Here is a 25,497-nt window from a genome sequence, read left to right on the forward strand (position 1 = left end):
ACCAAATTATAACTTAAAGGTGTAATAAAATGCTCTGGCAAGGTAAATCAGTAAGGACAGAGACAGGAGGACGTGTCCACCTCTCACGCAAGAAGAGAAGAGTAGAAATCGGAAGAGCACCGGCAGAGACCGTAATCGGTGAAGTACGCAACAAAAAAATCAGGACATTTGGCGGAAACCAGAAGATCCGTTCACTCAGGGCAAACATTGCAAATGTTGCAGATCCAAAGACAGGCGTAACAAAGAAAGCTGAGATCCAGACAGTGGAAGAAAACGCTGCAAACCCGAACTACGTCCGCCGTAACCTTTTAACAAAGGGCGCTGTAATAAGGACTGAACTCGGCAGAGCAAAAGTAGTCTCAAGACCAGGTCAGGACGGCGTTGTAAACGCAGTTCTTATCGAATAATCTTTTTTAACTTTCTTTCAGACCGGAAAAATCCGGTTGTTTCCGTCATGCCTGAAAATTACAGCTCTGGCTTTGCTTTGATACACTCCGGAAATACAGTTTTTGCATCTCAGGCCGGCCACGATGAACCCACCTGAGAGTCATAAGTGCGGCCCGCAGTCAGTTGAGCCGAGTATACATGAGACACCATATTTCCGGAGAAGAAGAGACCGTAGGCCCGTATAATTGCTGCTGAAACGAAGATGAAGAACACCTGTCCCATCTCTGCACAGCAAAACCGGAATAATTCTTTGCCGCCGGACTACAGAATACCGGAACCGGACTTCCGGAATTTTAAAGTGACGGAATCATCCCGGAAGAGATAAGATGATAAACCCGCAGAAATGAAGGAAACAGAAATTCACCAAAGTTCCGGTTAAAAAGAAAAAGTCAATCATGAACCAGCCGGTTCACAGATGATGGATGAAAAACAGAAGCTTATCATATGATATATTTAACAGACCTTATGAAAGATTTTTCAAAAAAATTTCGCTTCATGAACTATATATAAAAAAAGATCTTAATATTCCTTATAATGCGCAGAATATATCACAGATTTCCTTTGAGATGCGACCTTGACTTTGACGTTGAAATGCCCTTTTATGACGTAATTACAAAGATTATCAGCCTGAACAATACACACGCCACTTCAAAGGCAGGCGATGACCTGGTAAAGCTTGCAGTGCGGGTGGATGTTGCAGATAAAAAGACAAATATGATCAATGTCGATGAAGTGCCCAATCTTGCGGAGGTCTCAACCGAGACGGTAGATTTCAGGATAAACCTCATTGAAACTATCCTTACAGGAGACAGAAGAATACCACGTGCCGGGACATCATATCTTCTGAAGGTTAAGGAAAACGGAATGGCAACCCAGTGCTTCGTTGTAAAAGAGAGCAGTTCCGGAAGCACAGATGCCTTTGACATAAAGAAAATAATAACAGGAAAATAAAATCAGGTTCATGCTGAAACAGACCATTGCCTCACCTTTTAAGAGTATGAGAAAGGACGGGCTGAAAAAAAATGAGATAATATATTACCTGACTCTTGACAGAAGATGGATGAATAAGGATCAGGCTGAAAAAGTTATTAAAATCGGCCTTGAAGAGGGCCTTCTGACGAAGGAGAAAGATATGTTATCCCCGGCCTTTGATGCATCATCCGTTGAGATACCAATAGGTTTTAAGCCGGGTTCTGAGATCCTGAAAAGAAGAGATCCTGTGGAGGAGATACTCGGAAGGATTGCAGAGAAGAATAAGGCTGAAATCTCAAAAGTTACGGCTGAGATGAATGAACTTATCAGAGTTAATTTTGACGGGCATTTAAGTGCAGCTGCCGCATCTGTGATTCTTGCAAGGAAATATGGTGTTCCGTTTGAGGAATACCTTTCAGAGCTTAAAAAACAGGCTAAAGTTACCTGAAATAAACTCCAAAAAAACAAAAAAATATCGTATTTATTCTGCTGCGGCTTCTGCCTCTTCAGGGGCAAAATATGCTGCAAGATCTTTCTTTCCGTATTCTACAACTTTTGCGTTGATCTGAACGAAATCTGATGTTATCTCAGATGCACGGATCGTCTTTCTCTGGCGCTGTCCGTCATAGGTAGGGCGGAAACCTGTGCTCTCAGAGAGAAGAAGTTTCCTCTTGCCTGCACCGGGGAGATCCTTTCTTGCCGGAATTCCGGTTCTGTCGGTTGCACCCGTAAGTTCGATCTTATATCCTTCAAATCCAAGTGCATCTGCACTTACTGTCTCTCCGAGCTTTTTGCCCATTAATGCGCCTGCCATTGCACCTGCGGCCTCAACTTTATAGGAGATGCCGGTCTTTGGGTCGGACAGGACTACTTTGAAATCTGCCATTGATAATATACTCCAATATTTAGTTCTCTATTATTTTGGATTGTAACATTAAAAATGCTACTTACCCCAGAAGGGATCTTCCTTTCTCTTAATATTTGTAAACTCCTCCAAAACATCAATCATACTGGCGTTTAAGTGCGAAAGCATCTCAGTTTCAAGGACTTTTACATGGCGCTCCGGAATTTCGACATACAGAACATCGCCGACATCGATCTGCCGCCCCACAGTTGCGCCTTCAATTGAGATTGCAACCTCTTTGCCCTCATGCGCCTCCTGGATATTGTCCTGACCGGACTTCATCTGTTTGATCTTTCCGATTCTTCTGCCGTCCGGCAATACGAGGTTTACACCGGTTGTAAGTTTGCCGCCAAGCACCCTTACACCAACAACGGCCGGGTTGCTCTGCCGGAAGACACAATCCGGAAGAAGTGAGATCTTTGCAGGCATGATGATCTTCTCAAAGCTCTGCTTTTCCAGCTCACGCCTTGTCTTCTCCTCCCATTCCACGTAGTCATCAATAAGATGATATATGACCTTACTTTCAAAGAGCTGGACATTCTCTTTTTCTGCCAGTGAGTCTATCGCATCCGGAAGTAGTGGTGTGTTGAATGCCAGGAGTACAGATCGTAATGGGTCGCGTATCGTTGCGACCTCGATTATGTCATGCCTGCTTACCGGACCGACCTCCGCCCTGAAGACCGGGATTTCATGCTTTTCAAGCTCTTTGGAAAGAGCTTCAAGTGCACCGATGGTGTCTGCCTTGATGAATATTCCGTCATCTGAGAGTTTGACCTCTATGTCTTCCATCTCATGGCGGACATTTTCAATAATTTCGTCCCTGTTGCCCTTAATAACCCGGAAAGGTGATCCGGCAACAGCACCTTCAAGTCCCGGGGCTGCGACCTTAATTCCCCTTGCGGCGTTGACAGATTTTACACGCTCGAATTTATCCTCGGTGAGAATCTCCTGCATAGGCCTTGGCTGAAGCAGGGACCTCACTTTCGTTGTGATAACTTCGTTATCTCCTCCGACTGCTATCTCGTCCCCCACTTTGAGGCTGCCGTCGTAGAGAATTACGTCAAGTGTTATACCAAGGCCTTTCTCTTCCTTCACTTCAAGGACAGTGCCGCATCCTGGCCCTTCAACTGTGAGTGCAAGGTTTTCTGTCATGTAGCGCTGGGCAAGGCCGATCATGACCATTAAAAGATCAGGTATTCCTTCACCGGTTATGCCGCTCACCGGCACTATAGCTACATTTTTCTGGAAGTCTGAAATCCGGTCATACCTTTCGCAGTTAATTCCACGCTCAGACAGTGCCCCGACAAGCTCATAGATCTTTGTCTCAAGCATCATCTGGACTCTCTCGTTCTGGGCCTTGTAGCAGGCCGCAAAAGGTGCGTTCTCGTTTACACGCCATCCGTGGATTCTGTCAACCTTTGTCGCCGCAACTACGAAGGGTGTTTTATAGGATTTCAGTATTTCAAGGGCTTCGATCGTCTGGGGCTGAAAACCTTCATTAATATCGGCAACGAGAATCGCCATGTCGGCAAGTGCACCGCCCCTGGAACGGAGGGTTGTGAAGGCATGGTGTCCCGGCGTGTCTATGAATAACAGGCCGGGTACGTCGAATTTCACTTTGCCTTTTGTTCCGCTCATCTCCTCGATTGCATCGAGAGGAACAATTGTTGCACCTATGTGCTGGGTTATTGCGCCAGCTTCCTTATTTACTACTGAAGATCCCCTTATCCTGTCAAGCAGGGATGTCTTGCCGTGATCGACGTGACCAAGTACACAGACAATAGGTGTTCTTATCGACCCTTCTGCTTCTGAGTTCCCTGATTTCTTCTTCTTTTTCGCCATATTGTTCCCCTCCAAAAAAACCTGGGTTTTCTGAATTCTTCTGCTTCTTACATAACGGGCATTTTCATGAGAGACAGAGCCGGACTATTTCTCTGTAACGTATATGCCGGTTTAGGCGTGCAGTTATTATTCTGCATCAGCTTTCCGGTGATATGCAGACTGCTTCCTTTTTTTAAGCTTAAACTTTTTAAAATGTTCTGTGAATGCAAACTTTTGTATCTATATATTCATACACAAAAAGATATTAGACTATGCAATACAGATGAGATTACATCATAATTCAGGATAAGGAACATCTCCCAGCCTACTGAATTTTTCCATTGTCAAAGATTTATTACATGGGTAATGCGGGACTGTGGATCTTTATGACCTGAATGTGATACCGGTTCCGCTGTACGCTGTATTACTCCGGCGCTCTCCTCCGGAGGATGGATACAGTCCGAAATATCTTATTTTAAGGGTCAAACGCCGGACAAAATGAAAATATTAATTAACAAGTGAGTACAATGTTTGTAAGCACCTTGCCGGGGTGGGGTAGTTGGATATCCTCAGGGATTGTGGCTCCCTGGACTCGGGTTCAAATCTCGGCCCCGGCCTTTCTTTTTAAGTTTAAGTTTTATAATGCCCAGGACAATATTATTATAGTTATCCGATAAAATTTTTCCTGCATACTGAAGAGATTATAATATCCAGACAATCACATACCTAAGGGTATTTGGTAAAGATTCAAATTTTAAACGGCCCTGTGTGGTTCCTGTAAGTCCCTGTATATACCGGGATAAAAGAGGATGATGATTTTTGTATATCGAATGGGGCTGTTGCACGAATGAAATTTTGTAGACAATTATACCAATTATTTGAAGTATGTTAGCTGAAATCAAGTATTAATCGCTCATTTATTGAACTAATTTTCCTTACAGTCTATTGGAAAATAATTACACAACAGCCTCGAATGTTCTGTTTTAGTATAGCGGACCTCCTTTTTCAGCTGCAAACCAGATCAATTATTCTATTTGTGGAATCCTATCCAAATGGAGTTACTGAATATCTTTGTTTTGACTTGAAGAACTCAAAAAAGCATATGAAGACCACATACAACGGAGAAATTGGTGTTAGATCTGATTGGGGAATACACACGCCAAAATTTAAAATCCTTGAATCAGGAGACATTGCCCAAATAAATAAAACTGGATGTTGCCTGTTCTGTGGGAAGGAATTAACGGGTAAAAGGTCAAAGTCTAAATTCTGTTCGGATGAATGCCGGTATAGATACCACAACCGGAAGAAAAAGAACGTAAGGATATAAATTCCCTGGTCAGTGGTTTATGATTTTTGAAGGTGTAAGGACCCTTATGAAATCCTTCGTGTTGTTGGTGACAAGTTTTACATCCGGATTATTTGCACTCTGATAAATCACAATGGCTGCAACAAGCTCATCAAATTTACCAATAGGGGTTCCATTCTCCTTAAGTTTTGCAGCTAATTCCCCATATGATGCGTAAAAACTGTTTGAATGGCTAATTACAGGAATTACATTCAAAATATCATTTACTTTTTCTATTGAATCCCCAATGTCTTTTGTTCCGTATGCACCTTTATAGAGTTCGTAAACATTCACAAATGTCGTACTGAAGGTTTCGCCGCTCTTAACAATTTCATCAAGGAACGCAAGGGCTTTTTTATGTCTGGTGCTGTTCCGGCTTCTTATCAGGTCAATTAAAAAAGTACTGTCAAGAATGAACATTCAATCCTCTTCAACACTCTTAACCATTATATCAGCATCTTCATCTGAGAGACGGCCAATCTTACTAATAGCTTCATGCAGTTCTTCAGGAGTGGCAACTCTTGGTATAGTCCTTAGAATTACACTTGAAAGACTTTCATCATCGTTGCTTTTCCATTTCTTCAGCCTGTCATATGCCTCATCTGAAAGGGTCACTGTTTTGGACATGATCACATATAGCCATACATAATCAAATAATAGTTTTGATTGAGTAAAATTCCCAAGAATAAAAAAATAGTTCTGCTGAAATATATGATTTAAGAGAAGGCTTTGATCTTCTCTTCAGTGTCTTTGGATATCTTCCTGTATCTGCCCGGAAGTATAGAAGAGGTCATCAGGAGTACTTCACCTCCGGAATTATACAGAAACCGTTTCCTTGCCACTGCTATGGTCAATCTCAATATGATTGATACAATAGGGACGGGGATTAAGAAGATATTTATGCATCAGCGTGAGAGGTCTTTTCCTATGCCGGATTATGATCTGAGCGTTTCAGGGAGCGTTAAGGTCACAATTACCGGAAAAATCCTTGACGAAAAATATACAAAACTTCTTGTTAAGAGGAAGGATTTAACCCTGTTTGATGTTATTGCTCTTGATAAAGTTCAGAAAGGGCAGGTGATTTCCGGGGATGAATTTAAATCACTGAAGTCAAAAAAACTAATCGAAGGGAGGCGGCCAAATAACCTCTATATATCCTTTGATGTTGCAGAAAAAATGGATTTAAAGGCAGAATATATCAGGAACCTCTCTTTTGACAAGGCTCATTTTAAATTTCTGATTATCTCCTATCTGGAAAACTTTGACCATGCATCCAGAAGTGAAATTGACAGACTGTTATGGGACAAAGTATCAGATACGATGGACGATGAACAAAAAAAGTCTTTCATTAAAAATCTCCTTCAGGAAATGCGGAAAGAAGGAATAATCAGAAGAAAAGGAGCCACAAGAACTGGTTTCTGGAAGCTAAATAACAATTAAAGATAAAATCAATAACACTGGTCAAAATCTATAGAACACCCCCACAACATATACAGGCGACATATATTCAATATGCATTTGAATGAAGCTGGATTGATTTTAAGAACGGTAGACAATCAAATCCAGAAAATAAGTCAGTATTACCAAAATCACTGATCCTCATTGGATAAACCAGAAATAATTTTAAGAACGTTAGACAATCAAATCCAGAAAATAAGTCAGTATTACCAAAATCACTGATCCTCATTGGATAAACCAGAAATAATTTTAAGAACGGTAGACAATCAGATCAATAAAAGAAGCCCAGAATATCAAAATATCTGATTCTCATTGGATAAACCAGAAATAATTTTAAGAACGGTAGACAATCAAATCAACAAAAAAAGCCCATAATATCAAAATTACGGATCCTCATTGGACAAACCAGAAATAATTTTAAGAACGGTAGACAATCAGAAAAGGAAATAAAGTCAACATTACCGAAATCCCCATCCTAAACGGATAAAGGATTAAATATTTTAAGCTCATCAGACATTTATTTTGAGAAAATAACCGATTCCCACAGAAATTCAGGATCTTAATCGGATAAAGGACTAATTATTTTAAGCCCGGTAGAAATAAATTTGCGGAAAAAAAGCCCAATTCATGGAATTCACAGTTTATGTTTAATCATAAAGCTTTGCAGAATAAAATAAACTCAGCAAATCAGAATAACTTATATCTGCTGTGTGCCTGATCGATATTCATAGCATCAATAACTTTTACAATCTTTTTTTCTTCCTCAATCCTGTAAAAGATGGTATGCGTCATAGAAATATGAAGCCGGTAAGTTTTGGGACTGGAGCCTTTAATCAGCTTTTTATTACAGCGCCTGTTTGGTCTTTTAAGATACTCTACGAGGCATAAAAGGATTATATCTCTGATATGTGCCTTATCTTTCTTTGAAACTTCCTGGAAATATTCGTCTGCATCATCACTGATTAGGACTTTATACATCCCCAAAAACCTCATCAATAGTGAGGTATTTGGTTTTCTTATCAATGCTATTGCAGTGATTTACAACCTTCTCCACATCCCAGTTCTCTTCATCTTCAGAGAATTCCAAAGCAATATCCAGCACCTTAGAGATGAGTGAATCATCAGTCTCATTACCTTCCCGAAGCCGGCTAAGCCTCAACCAGGTTTCATGGCTTATTGTTATTATTTCACTGTCAGATCCCATAGACTATAATTAACATCAGGATATATTAGAATTTATGCTCATTACAAACTGAAAATCTGTTTCAGAGAATAACCTGAGCTAATAAACAAACAGACAGACAGAGAAACAGACAAACAGAGAAACGGAGATCAAAACCATATTTCCGGTTGAAAAACTAATTATATCCCCACAAATAACATATTATTACCAGATATGAATGATGAGGATTTAGGTAATAGTTCGGGAAATAGTTTAGGTGAAAATATAGTCAAAAACGATTTTCAGCCGGAAAAACCATGCAGAATATGAAATCAAAGACAGATCAAATGGATAAAACAGACAACGGGGATAGTGGGGATAACAAAACAATATCATCAGACATCCTGACAGAAAACTTCGATACAATAACAAAGGCAAACGGCGGCATAAAAAAACTCCGTGAACTAATCCTTCAGCTTGCAGTGCAGGGCAAACTTGTCCCCCAAAACCCCGGTGACGAACCGGCATCCGTCCTCCTCGAAAAAATCAAAGACGAAAAGCAGAACCTCATAAAAACCGGCCAGATTAAGAAGCAAAAACCCCTACCCCCCATAGACGAAGATGAAGTGCCATACGATTTGCCGGAAGGATGGATCTGGACAAGATTAGGACATATTATTCAAAAAATCCAAAGTGGAGGAACTCCCAGTAAAATAAATTCCAGATATTGGGACGGTGAAATTTTCTGGGCCAGTGTAAAAGATTTAGGAAGCGACAAATATTTATATTCAACCCAACATAAAATAACTCAAAAGGCAATAGATGAAAGTAAATCCAAAATAATCCCAAAAAACACGGTGATTATTTGAAATTATATTATTGGAAAGAACATACGTTGTGGAGCGACAGATATTTCTGTTGCACCATTGGAAATGTTAGTAAAACTGCAATTACGAAATATATACGAGAACAAGGATGATGTCGCTTACATCCCCCTGGCTAAAGACCAAGGGGATTTACGCTAAACTTTTTAAAATCAGATAAACTGCCTGTCCGCATGATTGTGTCGCATATCGGTTTTAATGCTGAAGCTATATTTTAAATATTTTTACGGCAACTAACCCTATATCATGAGATATGTATCTTTGATTCTGGTTTTCATTGCAGCCGGACTTGTAATCTGTGCAGGGTGCACAGGAACAGACAGCAGTCCTGCAACCCAGGCACCGACGGTTCAGCCAACAGTTACTCCGACATCTGCACCGGCAGAGCCGACAAAGAACTCTGACCTTGTTCCCGGACCGACACAGCAGCCTGAGAGCAAGTATCAGGTGGTAGTCGGGGTTGACAAGGACACAGTCTACGGTACAATTACGGTAGGGTTCCGCGGAGGAATGGGTCAGAACTATGTAAACAACATCCAGGTCGACTGTTACTATGCAGATGGCGGACATGAGACAAAAGAGCTAAGTGCAGACAAAGTCCGTGACACAGTCACATTTGACGGAGGTCAGAAGACACAGGACAGGATTAAGGTCACTGTAAACTATGAAGGTTCAGTCGGTTCATATGTTATTTACGACAGTCTCGTCCCCAAAAAAGAGATCATTCCAATGATGAAGTAAAGAAGAAGAGAACAGATGAACAAAAAATTACAGAACCTCCAAATTGCCTGGTTCTGAATGTGAAAAATATTATTGCGATCGCTCAAAGTGCTGAATATAAGATCAACAATCTTAAACGGATAAAGGAATAATAATTTTTAACGCCGTTAGAAATAAATTTCCGGAAAATAACCATATATCACCAATATTTACTTCTTTTTTTGAAGAAAGCCATAATAATTTTAAGCACGTAAAAAATAAACGAACAAACAAAGATTAAGACTATATTTCCGGTTGAAAAACTAATTATATCCCCACAAATAACATATTATTACCTGATATGAATGATGAGGGATTAGGTAATAGTTTGGGAAATAGTTTAGGTGAAAACGATTTTCAGCCGGATACAGATTTTTCCGGATTATACAAAGAGATAGACTCCGGTGAAGAAGAAATCATTATATCATTCATCAGGGAATGGAGCGGACATTTCAGAAGAAAAGAACTCCGGGAGAAACTTCAGGAAAAACTTCCGGAAAGAATTACATCCCAGAATTATAACCGGATAATTCAGAAACTACTCAAAACCAATATGATTGCACTTGATTCCAAAGGTTACATTGGCTGGATCTTCAGCAGGGAACTATACACAAAATATGCCACAAGACCTGATCTTAGACTCAGACAACAACCATAAAAAACCAACCAAACCAGATCAAAGAACATTCAGGCCACAAATAACTCATAAAAGATAAAAGCCACATCAAAGAACATCAACCCATAAAACAACTCAGAGAAGACAAAAAAACAGATCAAATAACTCAAAACAGAACATCTCAGCCGGAAAAACCATGCAGAATATGAAATCAAAGACAGATCAAATGGATAAAACAGACAACGGGGATAATGGGGATAACAGAACAATATCATCAGACATCCTGACAGAAAACTTCGCAACAATAACAAAGGCAAACGGCGGAATCAAAAAACTCCGTGAACTAATCCTCCAGCTTGCAGTGCAGGGTAAACTTGTCCCCCAAAACCCCGATGACGAACCGGCATCCGTCCTCCTCGAAAAAATCAAAGACGAAAAGCAGAACCTCATAAAAACCGGCCAGATTAAGAAGCAAAAACCCCTACCCCCCATAGACGAAGATGAAGTGCCATACGATTTGCCGGAAGGATGGATCTGGACGAGGTTAGGCACAGTTACAAACTACAATGGGAGAAAAAAAATACCTCCATCAGATCTTAAAGAAGATTACTGGCTGCTTGAACTGGAAGATATTGAAAAGGGATCATCAAAGGTAATTAAAAGATTATGTTGTGGGGAAAGATCTCCTAAAAGCACTAAATCTTCTTTCAAAACAGGAGACGTATTATATGGTAAACTACGTCCTTATCTTGATAAAGTCATAGTTGCTGACACAGATGGTTATTGCACAACAGAGATTGTGCCAATAATTCAATATTATGGAATAATTCCAAATTATATCAGATTATTTTTAAAATCCCCTGAATTTATAAAATATGTAAATTCCAAAACCTATGGGGTAAAAATGCCAAGATTAGGAACAAGTGATGCAATAAATACTTTCTTTCCACTCCCACCACTCGCCGAACAGCACAGAATAGTTGAAAGAGTTGATTGCCTCATGAAACTCTGCGATGATCTTGAATCCCGGCAGGAGAGCGAATCAGAGAACAGAAGACTTCTTCTGCTCTCTGTCCTTAAAAATCTCGAAGATGCCGGAAGCGAAGACGAAAAGCAGGAGGCATGGGAAATACTCTCCGGCAGGTTTGACGATTTGATAAACTCCGCTGAGGATGTAAAGGAACTCAGAAAAACAGTCCTGCAGCTTGCAGTGCAGGGCCGCCTTGTGCCGCAGAACCCGGAAGACGAACCGGCATCCGTCCTCCTCGAAAAAATCAAAGACGAAAAGCAGAACCTCATAAAGACCGGCTGGATAAAGAAGCAAAAGGCCCTTCCACCGGTAGATGAAGACGAAATCCCTTACGCTTTACCGGAAGGATGGATCTGGGTTAAAATTCCAAAAATAACCCATAATTTCGGTCAAAAAGTACCGGACAAACCCTTTAATTATATTGATGTTTCCTCCATTAACAAAGAAAAAGGAAAAATTTCACTTGATGAAAATATAATTCAACCTAAAGATGCTCCATCAAGAGCCAGAAAAATTGCAAAAATAAATTCTGTAATTTATTCAACTGTAAGACCTTACTTGCTCAATATTGCAATTATAGACCAGATATTTGAACAAGAATTTATAGTTAGTACCGCATTTGCTGTTCTACATCCACATAAAGGAATATCAAATCGCTTCCTGTACTATTACCTAAGAAGTTCAACATTCATAAAATATGTAGAATCTCAAATGACAGGAATGGCATATCCAGCAATTAGTGAATCAAAATTTAATAACGGAATTATACCACTCCCACCACTCGCCGAACAGCACAGGATTGTCGAAAGAGTCGATTGCCTCATGAAACTCTGCGATGAACTTGAGGAGAGGGTTGTGGCACAGGAAGAGTCGGCGGAGAGGCTTTTGTCGTCAGTATGTGCCGGGATTTGCGGATGAAAATCAGCCATACAAAAGTTACTCTAAAATTTAATATAACAGTTAGATCATATAATATCATATACAGTAATAGATGAGAACTCAAAGACCAATATTTAACTGAAAATATAATTAAAACATACAAAAACTGAAACATAAACAGGTAATTAAAAATGAGTAAAACTCTCTATTTTGAAAGAAAATATAAACAAAACATAGATAATTTTAATTTAACTACAGAAATAGACTCTGTTATTGAAAAAAATACAGGAAAAAAGTTAAAATTAATTAAAAAAAGCAGTCCTGTTCTCAGCAGGGGAGGATGTATATTTAAAATAAAAGATTATGACCTCGAAAACAGGATTGAAAAAGCAATTAACCGATATTCCGAATAATCTCTTTTTTTATGAATAATTTTAAAGAATTATATAATGATAAATTTTTACCTGCATACAGCGATCTTGTCGGCTACATAGCCAACAAACCTGAAGCAATTATTGAGCAATTTGAGCGGGTTTTTACTCATTTAATGGTATATCATACAAATTCAGATGAATCTGTCAGAAATGAAAATCTAAAGAAGGCCCATGACCACCTAATCAGAATAACACTTGACTGCAGAAAACTATTATGGATAGAGCTGGATGACATTGTCAAAACAATAATTGAAAGCCCAGAAAAGAGAAAACTCAGTCTTAATATCAATGAATCTGAATTGTTTGTAATGTACAGCGAATACATCAAAACTGCTCAGAATGCAAGGCAGATGGAAATCAGTTCAATAGGGATCGATCCGCTAAAGTGTATTGAAGAATATGAGAAAACCATAAAAATTGGATTTAAAATTATTGAAAGCCAGGATCCTTCTAAACTGCACTATGTCAATGAACTTGTTGATAAAATTACCATCAGTGAATGGATCAAAGCAAATATAATTCCCATATTTGTAGGTGGAGTCATAGGTGGAATTATTGCAGGATTAATTACCCAGTTCATATTGAATATTCTTAATTAAAATTATATTCTCCGGGCAATACACATCTGAGAACATTTAAGATAGTAACAATTCATTTTTAAAGCAGATATGGCAAAAACACCGGCTGTAATCAAAAATATTTCAGAACTAAGAAGGCGGTTCTATAAATCAGTAAAACATAAAGAATCCCTGCTCGCCCTCATAGCTGAAGCCGAAGTTGCAGAACAGGTTTACAACTCCAATGCTATTGAGAACAGCACTCTCACATTTGAAGAAACCGACAAAATACTGCTTGAGGTAGATCCCGGCAGATACATATCAATACAGGAGCATTTCGAGGCAGTAAATCTTGCAGAAGTTATCAGATATATCAATGAAAACGCAAAAAAAGAAGAACTCACCCCGGAAATAATCCTGAAACTTCATGAAATGCTTCTGTCAGACATCCGTGATAACATTAAGGGAAGATTCCGTAAAACCGGAGAATGGGTACGTGTCGGAGGTCATATCGGACTGGACCCGGATCAGATAATGGCGGCCATAGAAGAGATGTTTGCACACTATTACGCAACATCTGAAGAAAATATCATCAGAAGAATAGCTAAACTTCACTTAACCTTTGAATACATCCATCCTTTCATTGACGGAAACGGGCGTATTGGAAGAGTAATAATCAATTACCTCCTGATTCGCGAAGGATATGTTCCAATAACCATCACATTCACCGACAGAAGCCTCTACTATGACGCATTTGAAGAATTTGAAAGTTCAGGAAAAACTTCATTAATGGAAGCAATAATCGGAAAGGCACTTACAAACAGCTACCATAAACGGCTTGCATATCTCGAAGGAATGGAGATTGTAAACCTTCGGGAATACAGCCGGAGATTTAACATATCCCACTCAAACCTAATCAACAAAGCCCACAGGCAGACAATTCCGGCATTCCTCGAAAAAGGAAAGTGGAAGATCGGAATTCCGGCTGAAAAACAGAAATAAAAATAAAAATGAAAACAGAAATGAAAATAAAAATTTCACCACTTATATATGATCATTTCCCCTGCCAGTATCTTATCCTGATGATGAAGTACTGCCATTTGAGTATTTCATATCCGGAGAACCTGTTCACCTGACTCCCACAACCCGCCGAATAATAAAGAATAATCAAAAGGGCGGATGCAATTATTTGACACATAATGAATGCCCGGTCCTCCCCTTCTTATAACCAAAATCGTATGGAATAACTCCCCTCTTTATTTGATTTTGATTTTTTTCATCACAAATTCTTATATCGCATTGAATTCAATCATCATCTGATTAGAATGTCCGGCGAACAGAAAAAAACTTACAAATTTACTGTAATTATAGAAAGGGATGAAGATGGCATATATATAGCGGAAGTACCGCAGCTAAGGGGATGCCATACTCAGGCTAAAGATCTAAACACTCTCATTGAACGAATCAGAGAAGCTGTAAAACTTTGTATTGATGAGGATGATGCAATCAGTCCACTGGAATTTATCGGGCTTCAGCAAATCGAAATAACAGTATGAAATAAACCATCATCTCAGAATATCCCCCCAAATATTTTTTTGGGAATTTTTAGAGATGAAGCTATCTCCAAAATCTCCGGAAAAAGTTTGCAGGGCAATTTAGAGACTTGGATTTATAAATATAAGAATAAAAAGAAGTCATTATTTTTTCAGGCATCCGGATGGAACAACAACTGTTGTACCTTACCATAAAGGAGAAGATATCTCTGTTGGTCTCATTGCAAAAATAATCAAAGACTGTGAAGTTTCAAAAGAAGAATTCTATGAGTTGTTATGATGATTAGGCTCTTCACCGGTTTTCTGAGTATCATGACAATATAATTACAAGAAGGATTTATAATATTGTAATGTGAAGAACCCACAATACCATCATACAACAGACATATATCAAAATCATATAATAAATCAAAAATGTTGTTGTATGGAGGGTTCGCTAAACCACAAAATAGAGAATATATAATATTACTAAAAGTGAGAAATTAAATGAAATTCGATACAGAATTCGTACAAATGATCAGGTTCATGGATGTAATATGAAAAGAATTATTGTTGCCCAGCGAAATTATCCAAATTCTGACACCGCTGCAAATTCCCGGAAACTGGCAGAGCTTAAGGAATTATCACATGCTGCCGGCTATATGGTCGTGGGCACATTTGTGCAGTCAAAAAAGCCTGACAGGAATTATCAGATAGGCCGCGGTAAGGTGGATGAACTTGCGGAGTTTGTGGAATCTTTAGGTGCTGAAAAAGTAATTTTTAACAACCAGCTTTCAGTAACGCAGATCTATAACATATCTGAGACATGCAGATGCGAAGTAATGGACAGATTACAGCTCATCCTTGAGATATTTGCTGCAAGAGCCACTACAAAGCGTGCAAAACTACAGGTAGAGCTTGCAAAACTGCGATATGAGCTTCCTAAAGTAAAGTCTATCGTTTCCATGCAGAAAAAGGATGAAAAGCAGGGATTTATGGGTCTTGGAAGTTACGAAAATTCCCATGAGCAGGACATCAGGAAAAGGATTACAAGGATCAGAGCTGAACTTCAGCAGGGAAGCGGGAGCGAGTCACAACGCATTTTCAGGCATGAGAGGGGATTTTCCCTTGTAGCTCTGGCAGGTTATACGAATGCGGGGAAAAGCACTCTTTTCCAGTCACTTGTAAAGGAAGAGACAATAATTAAGAACATGCTCTTTACAACACTATCTCCCACAACACGTTCTCTCACAGTAAACAGCAGAAAAATGCTGCTGACAGATACTGTGGGATTTATCGAAGACCTCCCGCACTGGATGGTGGATGCTTTCAGGTCAACGCTTGACGAAATATTCCTGGCTGATGTCATTCTTCTTGTAGTGGATATGAGTGATCCAATGGATATTATAAGACAAAAACTTGCTGTCAGCCATGACATCTTCCGGGAGAGAACAGAAGGTGCTGTGATAGTTACTGCTCTTAACAAGGCCGATCTTCTCCCTGATGAAGAACTGCAGGAAAAACTGGAAGTGATCAGTTCCCTTACTCCTGCCCCGGTCATGATATCTGCAAAATCAGGAGAAGGTCTTAACGAACTTAAACAGCGATTATATGAGAAACTTCCGGAATGGGAACACTGCAGGATATCCATCCCGGTTTCCGAAGAGAGTATATCCATGGTGTCATGGCTTTATGATGAAAGCGTTGTGCACACAATCGAATATGGCGACTCCATTATCATGGAAATAGAAGCAAGAGATGAGATCATTCAGAAAATAAAGCCTTTCGCCTTGTCTTCTGAATGATATTAACATCCGGAAAATATCTGTGTGCACAGTTACGAAAAGTCAATATATAGATCGTTTGTATAATTGCAAACGGAATTTATCCACACATTTCCCTTCGCTTCATACTATTATCCCCATATTTTCTTTTTTTGATCAATTATGCAAAGCATTCTTCAGAAAGATTATAGCCGAACAGCACAGAATTGCTGAAAGATATGACATACTTCCAGCCCCGCAACAACTGTTCTTTACTATTGAAATAGCCTTTATAAAATAATGTTCTTTACTAAAGAACAATTATATAAACTAAAGTTCAACAGTAGGTTTAGATATGGATAAAGATCAGCTATTGGATGTAATCTTACAGCAGCAGGAGATCTTTAAGGAAATTCCCGGAGATCTTGTTGAGCGTGAGATTGATCCCGAAAAATACATGCGGGGAAAAGAGATCGTAATCATAACCGGAATCAGAAGATCCGGCAAAAGTACAGTCTTAAAACTCATATCCGAAAAGTACCGGAATTCCGGTGAGAACATCCTATTTATAAATTTTGAAGACATAAGGCTGGCAGACATCAGCACCAAAAATTATAATGACATAGAAAATATAGCAGTAGAACTCTTCTCCGCAGAAAAAAAGACAATATTCTTCTTTGACGAAATCCAGTACGCTCCTTCATGGGAGAGATGGCTTAACAACCTCCACTTCAAAGGGCACAAAGTATTCGTAACCGGCTCAAATGCAAAAATACTGGGCCGGGAAATTGCAACATCACTTACCGGAAGAAATATTGTCCTTCCACTTCATCCATTTAGTTTCAGGGAATATCTGAAATTAAAAGAGATCGAAATTCCGGATGAAAAGAGACTCACATCTAAGAAATCCGCAGAAATACTGCACTATTTCAAAATATACCTTGAATGCGGAGGATTTCCTGAAGTAATAAAAGAAGACAATATTGAACTCTCAGGCTGTTATTTCAATGATATTTTAAAAAGGGATATCGAAAGCCGGAATAAAATAAGGGACAGTACAGGAATTTCAAGGCTTGCAACCTATCTTGCCACAAATTCAGCCTCAATATTTACTTATTCAACATTAAGGCATATCACAGGAATTAAGAGCAATAATACAATCAGCCAGTATATAGATTATTTCAGGGACTCATACCTGTTCTACACCCTCCCGGCATTTCACTATTCCCTCAAAAAGCAGGCAGGTGCATCATCGAAGGTATATTCCGGAGACAACAGCTTTTTAAAGACAGTATCTTTTAATTTCTCGGACAACACAGGTCAGAAACTTGAAAACCTGGTTTTCTTATACCTGCTCCAGTCAAAGAAAGGATACAGATTATTCTATCATTCCGGTGAAAAATCAAAGAAAGAATGTGATTTCCTGATTATAAAAGAGACATATCTTAGCTGTGCCATTCAGGTATCATCCACCATAACAGATGAAAAAACAAAGGAAAGGGAGATTAGCGGCCTAACAGACGCTTTAAAAGAATATAACCTAAGCAAAGGCTACATCCTGACTATGGACAGTTCCGGAATAGAAAATACAGAAGGAAAAGAGATAATCATAATTCCGGTCTGGAAATACATGCTCTACCCCGAATTATATCCATAAAACACAGAGACATCAGACAGACCCGGAGGAGTCCGGACTAAGCAGCCACTTCCATAGCGGAACCATCCGGATACCATCATCCAACTCACCTTCAGTATCCTTTGTGAGAAGCAGCATATCTACAGCACCAGTAAAAACGGAACTCTGACCAATCTGACATTTCTCTGAGAACTCCCCTGAAAATTCAATAAGTCCGGCAGTCTCCCGTTCTTTAATATCATCAGTATAGGTAACATTAATCGCCTGAAGGCTGCCGTCCCTCTTTTTTATGACAAAATCAGCCTCTTTTCCTGTTCCCGGTTTCTTCCAGTAGTACGGGGAAAAACCACGCCTCATAAGCTCAACAAAGACAAGGTTCTCAGCAAGCCTGCCAACATCCTTTGAAAAGGCAAAAGATACGGAATTTCTAAGACCATTGTCTATGCAATAGATCTTCTTCTGGTTTCTCTCCTGTGCTTTTAATGAATAGCTGAAATACCGGACCTCGAAGAGAATCTTTGCCATCTCAGCAAAGTGTATGTAATCATGTATGGTATTATTGTCAATCTGCAAAACATCCGAGAGATTCTTATACGAATAAACGGACGTGAAATTTGAGAAAAAATACATAAGAAGAGAACTCAGGGCCTTCTGGTTTCTGACATTCTGAATCCGGACAATATCCCGGTAAACAATACTGTCATAATACACCCTCAGATAATCATTCCTCATCTCATCATCATCCTGCAAAACAACCTGAGGAAAACCTCCGGATTTAAGATAATCCGACAGATAATTCATAATCTTATATTTATCACTCGCAAGAGCCACAGGAGTGTCTGAATAATCAAACCCTTTAAACATAAGATATTCTGAAAAATCAAGAGGATACACAGAAACCGGCAGATACCTCCCGCTCAGCAGAGCAGACAGTCCTGAATCCATAAGATATGAAGAAGAACCTGAGATGATTATCTTAAACATCTTCCGGTCATAATAAGACTTAATCCACCTCTCCCACCCATCAATACTCTGTACCTCATCAAGAATCAGCCAGGCATCATCCCCGGCATATACATCCTTCCTATAAGTATCAATCACAGTTTCAAGTGGATTTTCAAATTCCAAAAGAAGAGGATCATCACAGTTTACAAAGAGAATTTTCTCAGGTGAAACTCCGCGTTTTAAGACCAGTTCGTCAACAGTCTGAAAGAGAATAGTCGTCTTCCCCGAACGACGCACTCCGTTTAAAACGAGAATTTCGCCAGTATCAAGGTATTTTCTGATCTTTAGGAAATATTTTTCACGTATAATTCCGGTTTTGAGCATCTCCCCTCTCCACCAGGGATTAAGTGAAACCAGAAGATCAAGACATTTAGACATCAGAATTTACTATGATTATAATCATACATAATACCTCTTTTACAAGGATTATAACATCATCAAAAATAGAAATTTACTATTATTATAATCATACATAATACCTCTTTTACAAGTAATATAACCTTATCAAAACAGAAATTTACTAACATTATAACCGAAACAAAAAACAGAAAAATCCTGAAAATTAGCAATCCAAAAACAGATTTTACGACCTTAGACCATCAAAAAAAGATTTAAAGCCCGGAAAAAAGTTTCAGAAATATCTGGAAAACCTCAGGGCACAAAACCTCAGACCATCTCTCCGGCCTCAAAAACATTCCACGAATGTGTCGGGAATGAATCAAGATAACCGTCAAGATATCCAAACTGCGGATGCTCCTCAAGATATTTATCCGCATCAAATGCAATTCCGGACGGAGCACCCCACCGTGCATTGAAGGTCATATTCAAAGCCATAGCAGAATTCACAGTTTTTCCGTCATACGAACCGGCCGGCTTATATGGCTGCCGGTTGTAAACCGGATTTGGATCAAGTTCATAGTGGCCCTCAACCGTTCGTGATGACGCAATTTCCTCCTCAAGCCAGATATCATAATGATCAGATAAAACTGCTTTGGCATTCTCCGGACTTATCCTGCCCTTTAACTCCTCCATAAGCTGAGGCAGCCGCACCATCCTTGAAGCCACACTGCCCCTTACATCTGTAGGATCAAGACCAGAACACTCAAAATTCCTTATCCTTGCATCCTCAACGGAATTTGCCCCTACAAAGTACCCGTCCTTAGTCTTAGAAACATTAAAGAACTTAAGCCCCTGCTCAAACCTCATAATCTCCCCGGTATTCGCGTCACCGACAAGCCAGGTATTGGCAAACCCGCCGCTCCGGTTGGTATTCATAATAGTGACAAAAGAATCAGGGTCATCAGCATACTGCGAAGCCTTCCTTAGCCTCATAAACGAAGGTGTCCTGTTCTCCTGATATTTGTTAAAACCGGAGATCGTAGTCTCTGTAATCATAAGCCCGGCATCAGTAATCAGAAAATCAGTCGAACTGTCAATCAGGCCCGGAGCACTCTGCATCAGAATGCGGTGGCCTGAATCAGGCTTCACATCAGCGATGATGTGGAAAAACCTTGCACGCTCATACGGTGTCCATGTGGTATGCGCCACAACCGCACCGCCGTCTTCCGTATAATTTCCTGTGGCAGCAAAGGCACTGCACGCCTCCATATCATAATCCATCTCACTGTAATATCCGGATTTGACAATCGGCCACCAGTACCCTACAGTCTCCTTGTAGGAGTTCCAGCCTAATATGTCCTGAAATGTAACATCAGCACCGGCAGCTTCTGCACCATCGGCAATACCATCCATCTCAAGAATATACTCCTCATCAATATTTGGCACATACATCCGGACGGCATTCTCCGCAAAGAAATCAAAATCCACCCCCGTATTATAATACGTCAGATACCTGATGCTCTCCATAATCTCCAAAATTTCGGGCGCCATCAGATACCCGTGCTGATACCCCCTCTCATAAGGTGAACCCTCAATATGCAGATACGTCCACCCGTCCTTCTCAAACCTGTATCCCATGCCGTCAGGAGATTTTTCAGCCGCCGAATCATCAGCTGCAAAAGCGGCACCTGCCTGAATGGCAAAGAGAAACAGAACTGCCAGAATAAAAGACACAATACATAACCTGACCCGTAAACCCGAATATTTACTCATATTTTTACCAGACATATAAATTATAAACAAAGCATATAAAACAGTTTCCGGAAATATTCACATAACAAAATATCCGACAGATGAAGGAATATAACGGTATAAACCGGACATATAACTTAAAATATACAGACCAGAATGAGAATTAAACCCCATTTTATGGCCTATTCACAACACCCACATAACGGCCCGTATTTCCACTTTCCCTACATCACCCATAGCAGACATCCTCCGGGTACAGACCACCGGTACAGACCCCTCATATACCAGAAATCCGGGCATTAAAAGCTATTTTAACCACAATTACCCCTTAGATTCCACACATCAAAAATACAGATCAAATCACAGCCAAAACAGGAAAATAAGACCAATACGCCATTTAAAAAAAGGAAGTCCCAGATAAATATCCGGAGACATCAGAGACACATGCACAAACATAAATAATGAAGATGGAATAATTATCCGGGAAAAATCCCCGATAACAAAACAGACTATAACACCGGAGATAATTAAAAAATTGCAGGAGAATATAAACCCTCTACAGAGTCCTCTGCCCTCTGTCAATATCCCCCTGCATAATCAGATCATATTCATCCTCTGACAGTTCCTGCGGCGAATAAGAAACCCCTCTCCTCTCAAGATTGCTGACAAAAGACCGGAGATGATTTTCTGAACCACGTTTCAGGTTATCATAGATTAGAATAATATCCTGCTTATCTGTCCCGGCAATTGCATCATTGAGATCAATGATATCAATCTCCTCAATAAGGGCACCGTTCTTTAAAGCGTCAGTCTCAGAGACCGAACCGGATTTCACCAGATCATCATACAGCGCCTGAAGCTCAGGATTTTCAAACACACCCCTCTCTTCACCTCCAACAGGATTTACAAGACCATACCTCTCAATAAGAACAACCATACTGTCCATATGAGTCTCTTCTGCCGAGGCAATATTTGAAAAGACCGGCTGCCCCCATTTATCATAATAATACAGATAGGCGTCACGTGCAAGCTTCTCCTCCTCAGCCATAAAGAGAATATCAGCAGCTTCAGCCTCAGTCAGATTTCCAACGGGATAAACATCAGTACTCTGCTTAAAACCTGACGGATTAAAAGCCGTTACATATTCTGAATCCTTAAATCCACCCTGACCACCGGCATACCCCGAACCATTCTGAATATGCTGTCCGCCGTCAAATCCACCACCGGAACCATTCTGGCTGTTAAGCCTCTGCCCGTCACCGGTACCATCCTGTTTATTCAGACCCTGACCGGTTCCCGGACTGTTATCAAGACAGCCCGAAACCACAACCATACAGGCAGCCACAATCAGAAGAGCAGCCATAAATCGCAAATTACGCATCATAATCAAATCCTCTAACCTGTTCACTCCGAAAATATGACCCGAAAGATTATATTCTTTATTGTGAAATACGAGATAAAACCAAAAAAAATCCGGCGATGAAATCAAAACCCAAAATAAAGAACGAAAATTATCAGAATCCAAATAAATTTCAGGGGCACCTATATGAACACCAAAAAAATAATAATTTATCCTGAAACATTAACCACAATATCAGGGAGTATCCACAGATTGAAACCAAAATATCAGATATTTATCATCACGCTAATTCTCACCGGAATTCTCATCGCCGCAGGATGCACAGATGACCAGTATAAAACAACGCCCGGATATGACAATTCCGGCACAGAAGATGACGGGACCATAATTATCTTTGTAACCATACCACCACAGAAAGAGATGGCAGAGGCAGTCGGCGGAGATTATATAACAGTAAAAACACTTGTACCGCCCGGCGCAGATCCGCACTCATACGAACCCTCACCGGGAACGCTTGAAGACATCTCAAAAGCAGACGCCTACGCAATAGTCGGGTCAGGCCTTGAAACCGAAGAGAACTGGCTTGACAGGATAACCGGACTTAACCCGGACCTGAAAATAATCAACTGCTCATCAGGCGTGAAATTCATAGCATCAGAAGCAGAAGAAGATGATTCAGGAGAGACCAATACAAACGGCCATGCAGACCCGCATATCTGGCTGTCAGTCTCAAACGGAAAAATTATGACGGAAAACATGAAAAGAGGCTTCACTGAGATAAAACCGGAACTCAGAGCAGAATTTGAATCCGGAGCAGAGAACTATATCAGTCTTCTTGACACCCTGAACTCAGAAATATCAGATAAACTGAAAGAGAGAAGAGGCGAATACATCCTCGTCTATCACCCGGCATGGAGGTATTTCGCAGAAGAATACGGCCTTAAAACCATATCAATAGAAAAAGACGGAAAAGAACCGACACCGGCCGGAATAAAATCAGTTATAGACCAGGCAGAGAAATACAGCATAAAAACAGTTCTGATCTCCCCACAGTTCAGCATAAAAAGTGCCGAAGTCATCGCAGAAGAGACAGGCAGCAGAGTTATGACAGCAGACCCCTTAAAAGAAGAATATATCGAAAACATGAGAACCACAGCCGAAGTATTTTCAGAGGCATAAAAATTATGAAAGAACCGGCAATTGAGATAAATAACCTCACCGTCATGGGCGGAGGTCATCCCCTCCTTGACAATATTGACCTTACAATAAACAGGGGCGAATTCCACGCAATAATCGGGCCAAACGGCGGCGGCAAAACAACTCTGTTAAAAGTCATACTCGGACTTATAAAGCCGGACTCCGGTTCAGTGAAGATATTCGGCAAAAAGCCGGAGGAGAACCGGAGTCTCATAGGCTATGTCCCGCAGTTTAGGACATTTGAATTCGGATATCCCATATCAGTCATGGACATGGTGCTCTCCGGAAGAATGGGCCATATAAAAGGGATAAGAAAGACATATTCCGAAGATGACATCCGGATTGCAGAAGAATCCATAGAAATACTCGGCATAGAGGGACTTGCCGGAAGAAATCTCACAGACCTCTCCGGCGGTGAACAGCAGAGGGCAATAATCGCAAGGGCGCTTGCCGGAAAACCTGAAATGCTTCTTCTGGATGAACCCACAGTCTATGTCGATACCCCGACAAACAGAATGTTCTTTAAAATGCTTGAAGAACTCCATGACAGGATGACCATTCTCCTCGTAACCCACGACATCGGGGTAATATCGTCTGATATAGATTATGTGGCATGCCTCAACAGAAAAATTTACACACATCACACAAACCAGATCACCCAGGACATGCTGGACTCTGCATATAAATGTCCGGTTGACATCATAGCACACGGAATACCGCACCGGGTATTTCAGGAGCATGATGAAAGGGACAACTGCGGCGGTCTCAGACCTGAAAAAGAGAGACTCTCAGAAAGGAGAGAGCAACAGAAGAGGTGATATGCATGCTTGAAATATTTGCATACGAATTTCTGAGAAATGCCCTCATAGCCGGAGTCCTGGCAAGCATCATATGCGGGATCACAGGGACATTTGTGATTGTAAAAAAGATGGTCTCACTCTCAGGCGGCATATCACACGCTGCATTCGGCGGGATAGGCATAGGCTACTTCTTCGGTTTTGAACCTATCGCAGGTGCAGCACTGTTCAGTCTCGCAACCGCCGGCGGAATAAACTACATAAGGAAAAAGGCCGGCGAAAACCTGGACACACTCGTTGGTGCAGTATGGTCGGGAGGAATGGCACTTGGAATAATGCTCGTCTATATGTCCCCCGGATATGCACCCGGACTTATGACATACCTCTTTGGAAACATACTTCTTGTCCCCGCGTCCGATATAATCCTGATTGGAATACTGGCACTTGCGGTTATAATTATCGTAGCCGTCTTCTTCAGCCAGATGGTGGCAGTAACCTTTGACGAAGAGTACGCGACCGTAATGAACCTCAGCACCGACCGGTTTATGCTCCTTCTCCTCTGTATGATTGCACTCACCGTAGTGGTTCTCATACAGATTGTCGGCATAATACTCGTAATCGCACTCCTCACACTTCCGGCGGCGATAGCCCACAGATACTCATCCGGGATAAAAAATATGATGATAATATCCGCTGTACTTGGAGCAGTATTCACAACAACCGGAATAATGATCTCATATTACCTGGATGTCCCGTCAGGGGCTGCAATAATTCTCCTGAGTGCAGCGGCATACCTGGCCGTAATCGGAAAAAACAGCCTTAAAAAAAGAATAAAAAGTCCTGCCTGA

28 protein-coding genes and 1 tRNA gene are annotated in these 25,497 nt (G+C 40.4%); 20 read left to right on the forward strand and 9 right to left on the reverse strand.

Going from position 1 to position 25,497, the window contains the following annotated elements:
* Positions 1-29 precede the first annotated feature (29 nt).
* From METLIM_RS12535 to METLIM_RS12545, 3 genes are all read left to right on the forward strand, one after another.
* A complete protein-coding gene (locus tag METLIM_RS12535) occupies positions 30-407 on the forward strand; it encodes a 30S ribosomal protein S8e (RefSeq protein WP_004078980.1) in 378 nt (125 codons plus the stop codon).
* 601 nt (positions 408-1,008) lie between these two features.
* On the forward strand, positions 1,009-1,398 hold the full coding sequence (locus METLIM_RS12540; protein ID WP_245543543.1) for a hypothetical protein: 390 nt from the start codon (positions 1,009-1,011) through the stop codon (positions 1,396-1,398).
* A 10-nt stretch (positions 1,399-1,408) separates the two neighbouring features.
* Positions 1,409-1,867: a DUF2240 family protein gene (locus METLIM_RS12545; RefSeq protein ID WP_004078982.1), complete on the forward strand. Its 459-nt coding sequence runs from the start codon at positions 1,409-1,411 to the stop codon at positions 1,865-1,867.
* A 33-nt stretch (positions 1,868-1,900) separates the two neighbouring features.
* Here METLIM_RS12545 and METLIM_RS12550 read toward each other — a convergent pair whose 3' ends face one another.
* Complete coding sequence (locus METLIM_RS12550) at positions 1,901-2,305, reverse strand: 30S ribosomal protein S6e (protein WP_004078985.1); 405 nt, start codon at positions 2,303-2,305, stop codon at positions 1,901-1,903.
* A gap of 57 nt (positions 2,306-2,362) precedes the next feature.
* Positions 2,363-4,165 (reverse strand): translation initiation factor IF-2, encoded by a 1,803-nt coding sequence (infB, locus tag METLIM_RS12555; RefSeq protein WP_004078986.1) that lies wholly within the window; start codon positions 4,163-4,165, stop codon positions 2,363-2,365.
* Between the two features lie 523 nt (positions 4,166-4,688).
* On the opposite strand from infB, the gene METLIM_RS12560 reads away from it, so the two are divergent.
* A tRNA-His gene (locus METLIM_RS12560) sits at positions 4,689-4,761 on the forward strand.
* Between the two features lie 719 nt (positions 4,762-5,480).
* Here the strand turns inward: METLIM_RS12560 and METLIM_RS12565 are convergent.
* Together METLIM_RS12565 and METLIM_RS12570 are read right to left on the reverse strand one after the other, a co-directional pair.
* The gene (locus tag METLIM_RS12565; RefSeq protein WP_004078987.1) at positions 5,481-5,909 is read right to left on the reverse strand and encodes a type II toxin-antitoxin system VapC family toxin; all 429 of its coding nucleotides are present in this window, start codon (positions 5,907-5,909) and stop codon (positions 5,481-5,483) included.
* Positions 5,910-6,116, reverse strand: coding sequence for an antitoxin VapB family protein (locus METLIM_RS12570; RefSeq protein ID WP_004078988.1), 207 nt, complete (start codon positions 6,114-6,116; stop codon positions 5,910-5,912).
* A 123-nt stretch (positions 6,117-6,239) separates the two neighbouring features.
* Here METLIM_RS12570 and METLIM_RS12575 point away from each other — a divergent pair, with 123 nt between their 5' ends.
* Positions 6,240-6,929, forward strand: a complete 690-nt coding sequence (locus tag METLIM_RS12575) for an ATP-binding protein (RefSeq protein WP_052300924.1) — start codon at positions 6,240-6,242, stop codon at positions 6,927-6,929.
* Positions 6,930-7,634: 705 nt separating this feature from the next.
* On the opposite strand, the gene METLIM_RS12580 is transcribed toward METLIM_RS12575, so the two are convergent.
* Both METLIM_RS12580 and METLIM_RS12585 read right to left on the reverse strand, forming a co-directional pair.
* Positions 7,635-7,925, reverse strand: coding sequence for a hypothetical protein (locus METLIM_RS12580; RefSeq protein WP_004078991.1), 291 nt, complete (start codon positions 7,923-7,925; stop codon positions 7,635-7,637).
* Entirely contained in the window at positions 7,918-8,151 is a 234-nt protein-coding gene (locus METLIM_RS12585; RefSeq protein ID WP_004078992.1) for a hypothetical protein, read from the reverse strand. The genes METLIM_RS12580 and METLIM_RS12585 overlap by 8 nt, the downstream gene beginning before the upstream one ends.
* Positions 8,152-8,435: 284 nt before the next feature.
* On the opposite strand from METLIM_RS12585, the gene METLIM_RS17080 reads away from it, so the two are divergent.
* The 12 genes from METLIM_RS17080 to METLIM_RS12635 all read left to right on the forward strand — a co-directional run bounded on the left by METLIM_RS17080 (position 8,436) and on the right by METLIM_RS12635 (position 18,220).
* The gene (locus METLIM_RS17080; RefSeq protein WP_174266684.1) at positions 8,436-8,978 is read left to right on the forward strand and encodes a restriction endonuclease subunit S domain-containing protein; all 543 of its coding nucleotides are present in this window, start codon (positions 8,436-8,438) and stop codon (positions 8,976-8,978) included.
* Between the two features lie 26 nt (positions 8,979-9,004).
* Positions 9,005-9,088: a transposase gene (locus METLIM_RS17735; RefSeq protein ID WP_394295897.1), complete on the forward strand. Its 84-nt coding sequence runs from the start codon at positions 9,005-9,007 to the stop codon at positions 9,086-9,088.
* A gap of 166 nt (positions 9,089-9,254) precedes the next feature.
* The gene (locus METLIM_RS12595; RefSeq protein ID WP_245543544.1) at positions 9,255-9,734 is read left to right on the forward strand and encodes a hypothetical protein; all 480 of its coding nucleotides are present in this window, start codon (positions 9,255-9,257) and stop codon (positions 9,732-9,734) included.
* 346 nt (positions 9,735-10,080) lie between these two features.
* Entirely contained in the window at positions 10,081-10,410 is a 330-nt protein-coding gene (locus tag METLIM_RS12600) for a hypothetical protein (protein WP_052300925.1), read from the forward strand.
* Between the two features lie 163 nt (positions 10,411-10,573).
* Entirely contained in the window at positions 10,574-12,316 is a 1,743-nt protein-coding gene (locus METLIM_RS12605) for a restriction endonuclease subunit S (protein ID WP_169312397.1), read from the forward strand.
* Between the two features lie 152 nt (positions 12,317-12,468).
* Positions 12,469-12,690, forward strand: a complete 222-nt coding sequence (locus METLIM_RS12610) for a hypothetical protein (RefSeq protein WP_004079002.1) — start codon at positions 12,469-12,471, stop codon at positions 12,688-12,690.
* An 11-nt stretch (positions 12,691-12,701) separates the two neighbouring features.
* The gene (locus tag METLIM_RS12615; protein WP_004079003.1) at positions 12,702-13,310 is read left to right on the forward strand and encodes a hypothetical protein; all 609 of its coding nucleotides are present in this window, start codon (positions 12,702-12,704) and stop codon (positions 13,308-13,310) included.
* A gap of 69 nt (positions 13,311-13,379) precedes the next feature.
* Positions 13,380-14,270: a Fic family protein gene (locus METLIM_RS12620; protein ID WP_004079005.1), complete on the forward strand. Its 891-nt coding sequence runs from the start codon at positions 13,380-13,382 to the stop codon at positions 14,268-14,270.
* A gap of 323 nt (positions 14,271-14,593) precedes the next feature.
* Positions 14,594-14,824 carry a type II toxin-antitoxin system HicB family antitoxin gene (locus METLIM_RS12625; RefSeq protein WP_004079007.1) on the forward strand — a complete coding sequence of 77 codons (231 nt, stop codon included), beginning with the start codon at positions 14,594-14,596 and terminating at the stop codon, positions 14,822-14,824.
* Positions 14,825-14,939: 115 nt separating this feature from the next.
* A complete protein-coding gene (locus METLIM_RS17740; protein WP_083824995.1) occupies positions 14,940-15,101 on the forward strand; it encodes a type II toxin-antitoxin system HicA family toxin in 162 nt (53 codons plus the stop codon).
* Positions 15,102-15,357: 256 nt separating this feature from the next.
* Entirely contained in the window at positions 15,358-16,605 is a 1,248-nt protein-coding gene (hflX, locus tag METLIM_RS12630) for a GTPase HflX (RefSeq protein ID WP_004079009.1), read from the forward strand.
* A gap of 313 nt (positions 16,606-16,918) precedes the next feature.
* The gene (locus tag METLIM_RS12635; protein WP_004079011.1) at positions 16,919-18,220 is read left to right on the forward strand and encodes an ATP-binding protein; all 1,302 of its coding nucleotides are present in this window, start codon (positions 16,919-16,921) and stop codon (positions 18,218-18,220) included.
* A gap of 12 nt (positions 18,221-18,232) precedes the next feature.
* Here the strand turns inward: METLIM_RS12635 and METLIM_RS12640 are convergent, their stop codons facing one another.
* From METLIM_RS12640 to METLIM_RS12655, 3 genes are all read right to left on the reverse strand, one after another.
* Positions 18,233-19,582, reverse strand: a complete 1,350-nt coding sequence (locus METLIM_RS12640; protein ID WP_004079013.1) for an ATP-binding protein — start codon at positions 19,580-19,582, stop codon at positions 18,233-18,235.
* Positions 19,583-19,870: 288 nt separating this feature from the next.
* Complete coding sequence (locus METLIM_RS12645) at positions 19,871-21,277, reverse strand: C45 family autoproteolytic acyltransferase/hydolase (RefSeq protein ID WP_245543545.1); 1,407 nt, start codon at positions 21,275-21,277, stop codon at positions 19,871-19,873.
* Positions 21,278-21,851: 574 nt separating this feature from the next.
* Positions 21,852-22,679, reverse strand: coding sequence for a DUF2202 domain-containing protein (locus METLIM_RS12655; protein ID WP_004079017.1), 828 nt, complete (start codon positions 22,677-22,679; stop codon positions 21,852-21,854).
* A gap of 228 nt (positions 22,680-22,907) precedes the next feature.
* On the opposite strand from METLIM_RS12655, the gene METLIM_RS12660 reads away from it, so the two are divergent.
* Genes METLIM_RS12660 through METLIM_RS12670 form a run of 3 tightly spaced genes read left to right on the forward strand, consistent with a single transcriptional unit; the run spans position 22,908 to position 25,497 of the window.
* Complete coding sequence (locus METLIM_RS12660; protein WP_169312398.1) at positions 22,908-23,834, forward strand: metal ABC transporter solute-binding protein, Zn/Mn family; 927 nt, start codon at positions 22,908-22,910, stop codon at positions 23,832-23,834.
* Positions 23,835-23,839: 5 nt separating this feature from the next.
* A complete protein-coding gene (locus METLIM_RS12665; RefSeq protein WP_004079020.1) occupies positions 23,840-24,670 on the forward strand; it encodes a metal ABC transporter ATP-binding protein in 831 nt (276 codons plus the stop codon).
* Positions 24,671-24,675: 5 nt separating this feature from the next.
* Positions 24,676-25,497: a metal ABC transporter permease gene (locus METLIM_RS12670; RefSeq protein WP_004079023.1), complete on the forward strand. Its 822-nt coding sequence runs from the start codon at positions 24,676-24,678 to the stop codon at positions 25,495-25,497.

This window comes from Methanoplanus limicola DSM 2279 (assembly GCF_000243255.1).
Taxonomy (GTDB): Archaea; Halobacteriota; Methanomicrobia; order Methanomicrobiales; family Methanomicrobiaceae; genus Methanoplanus; species Methanoplanus limicola.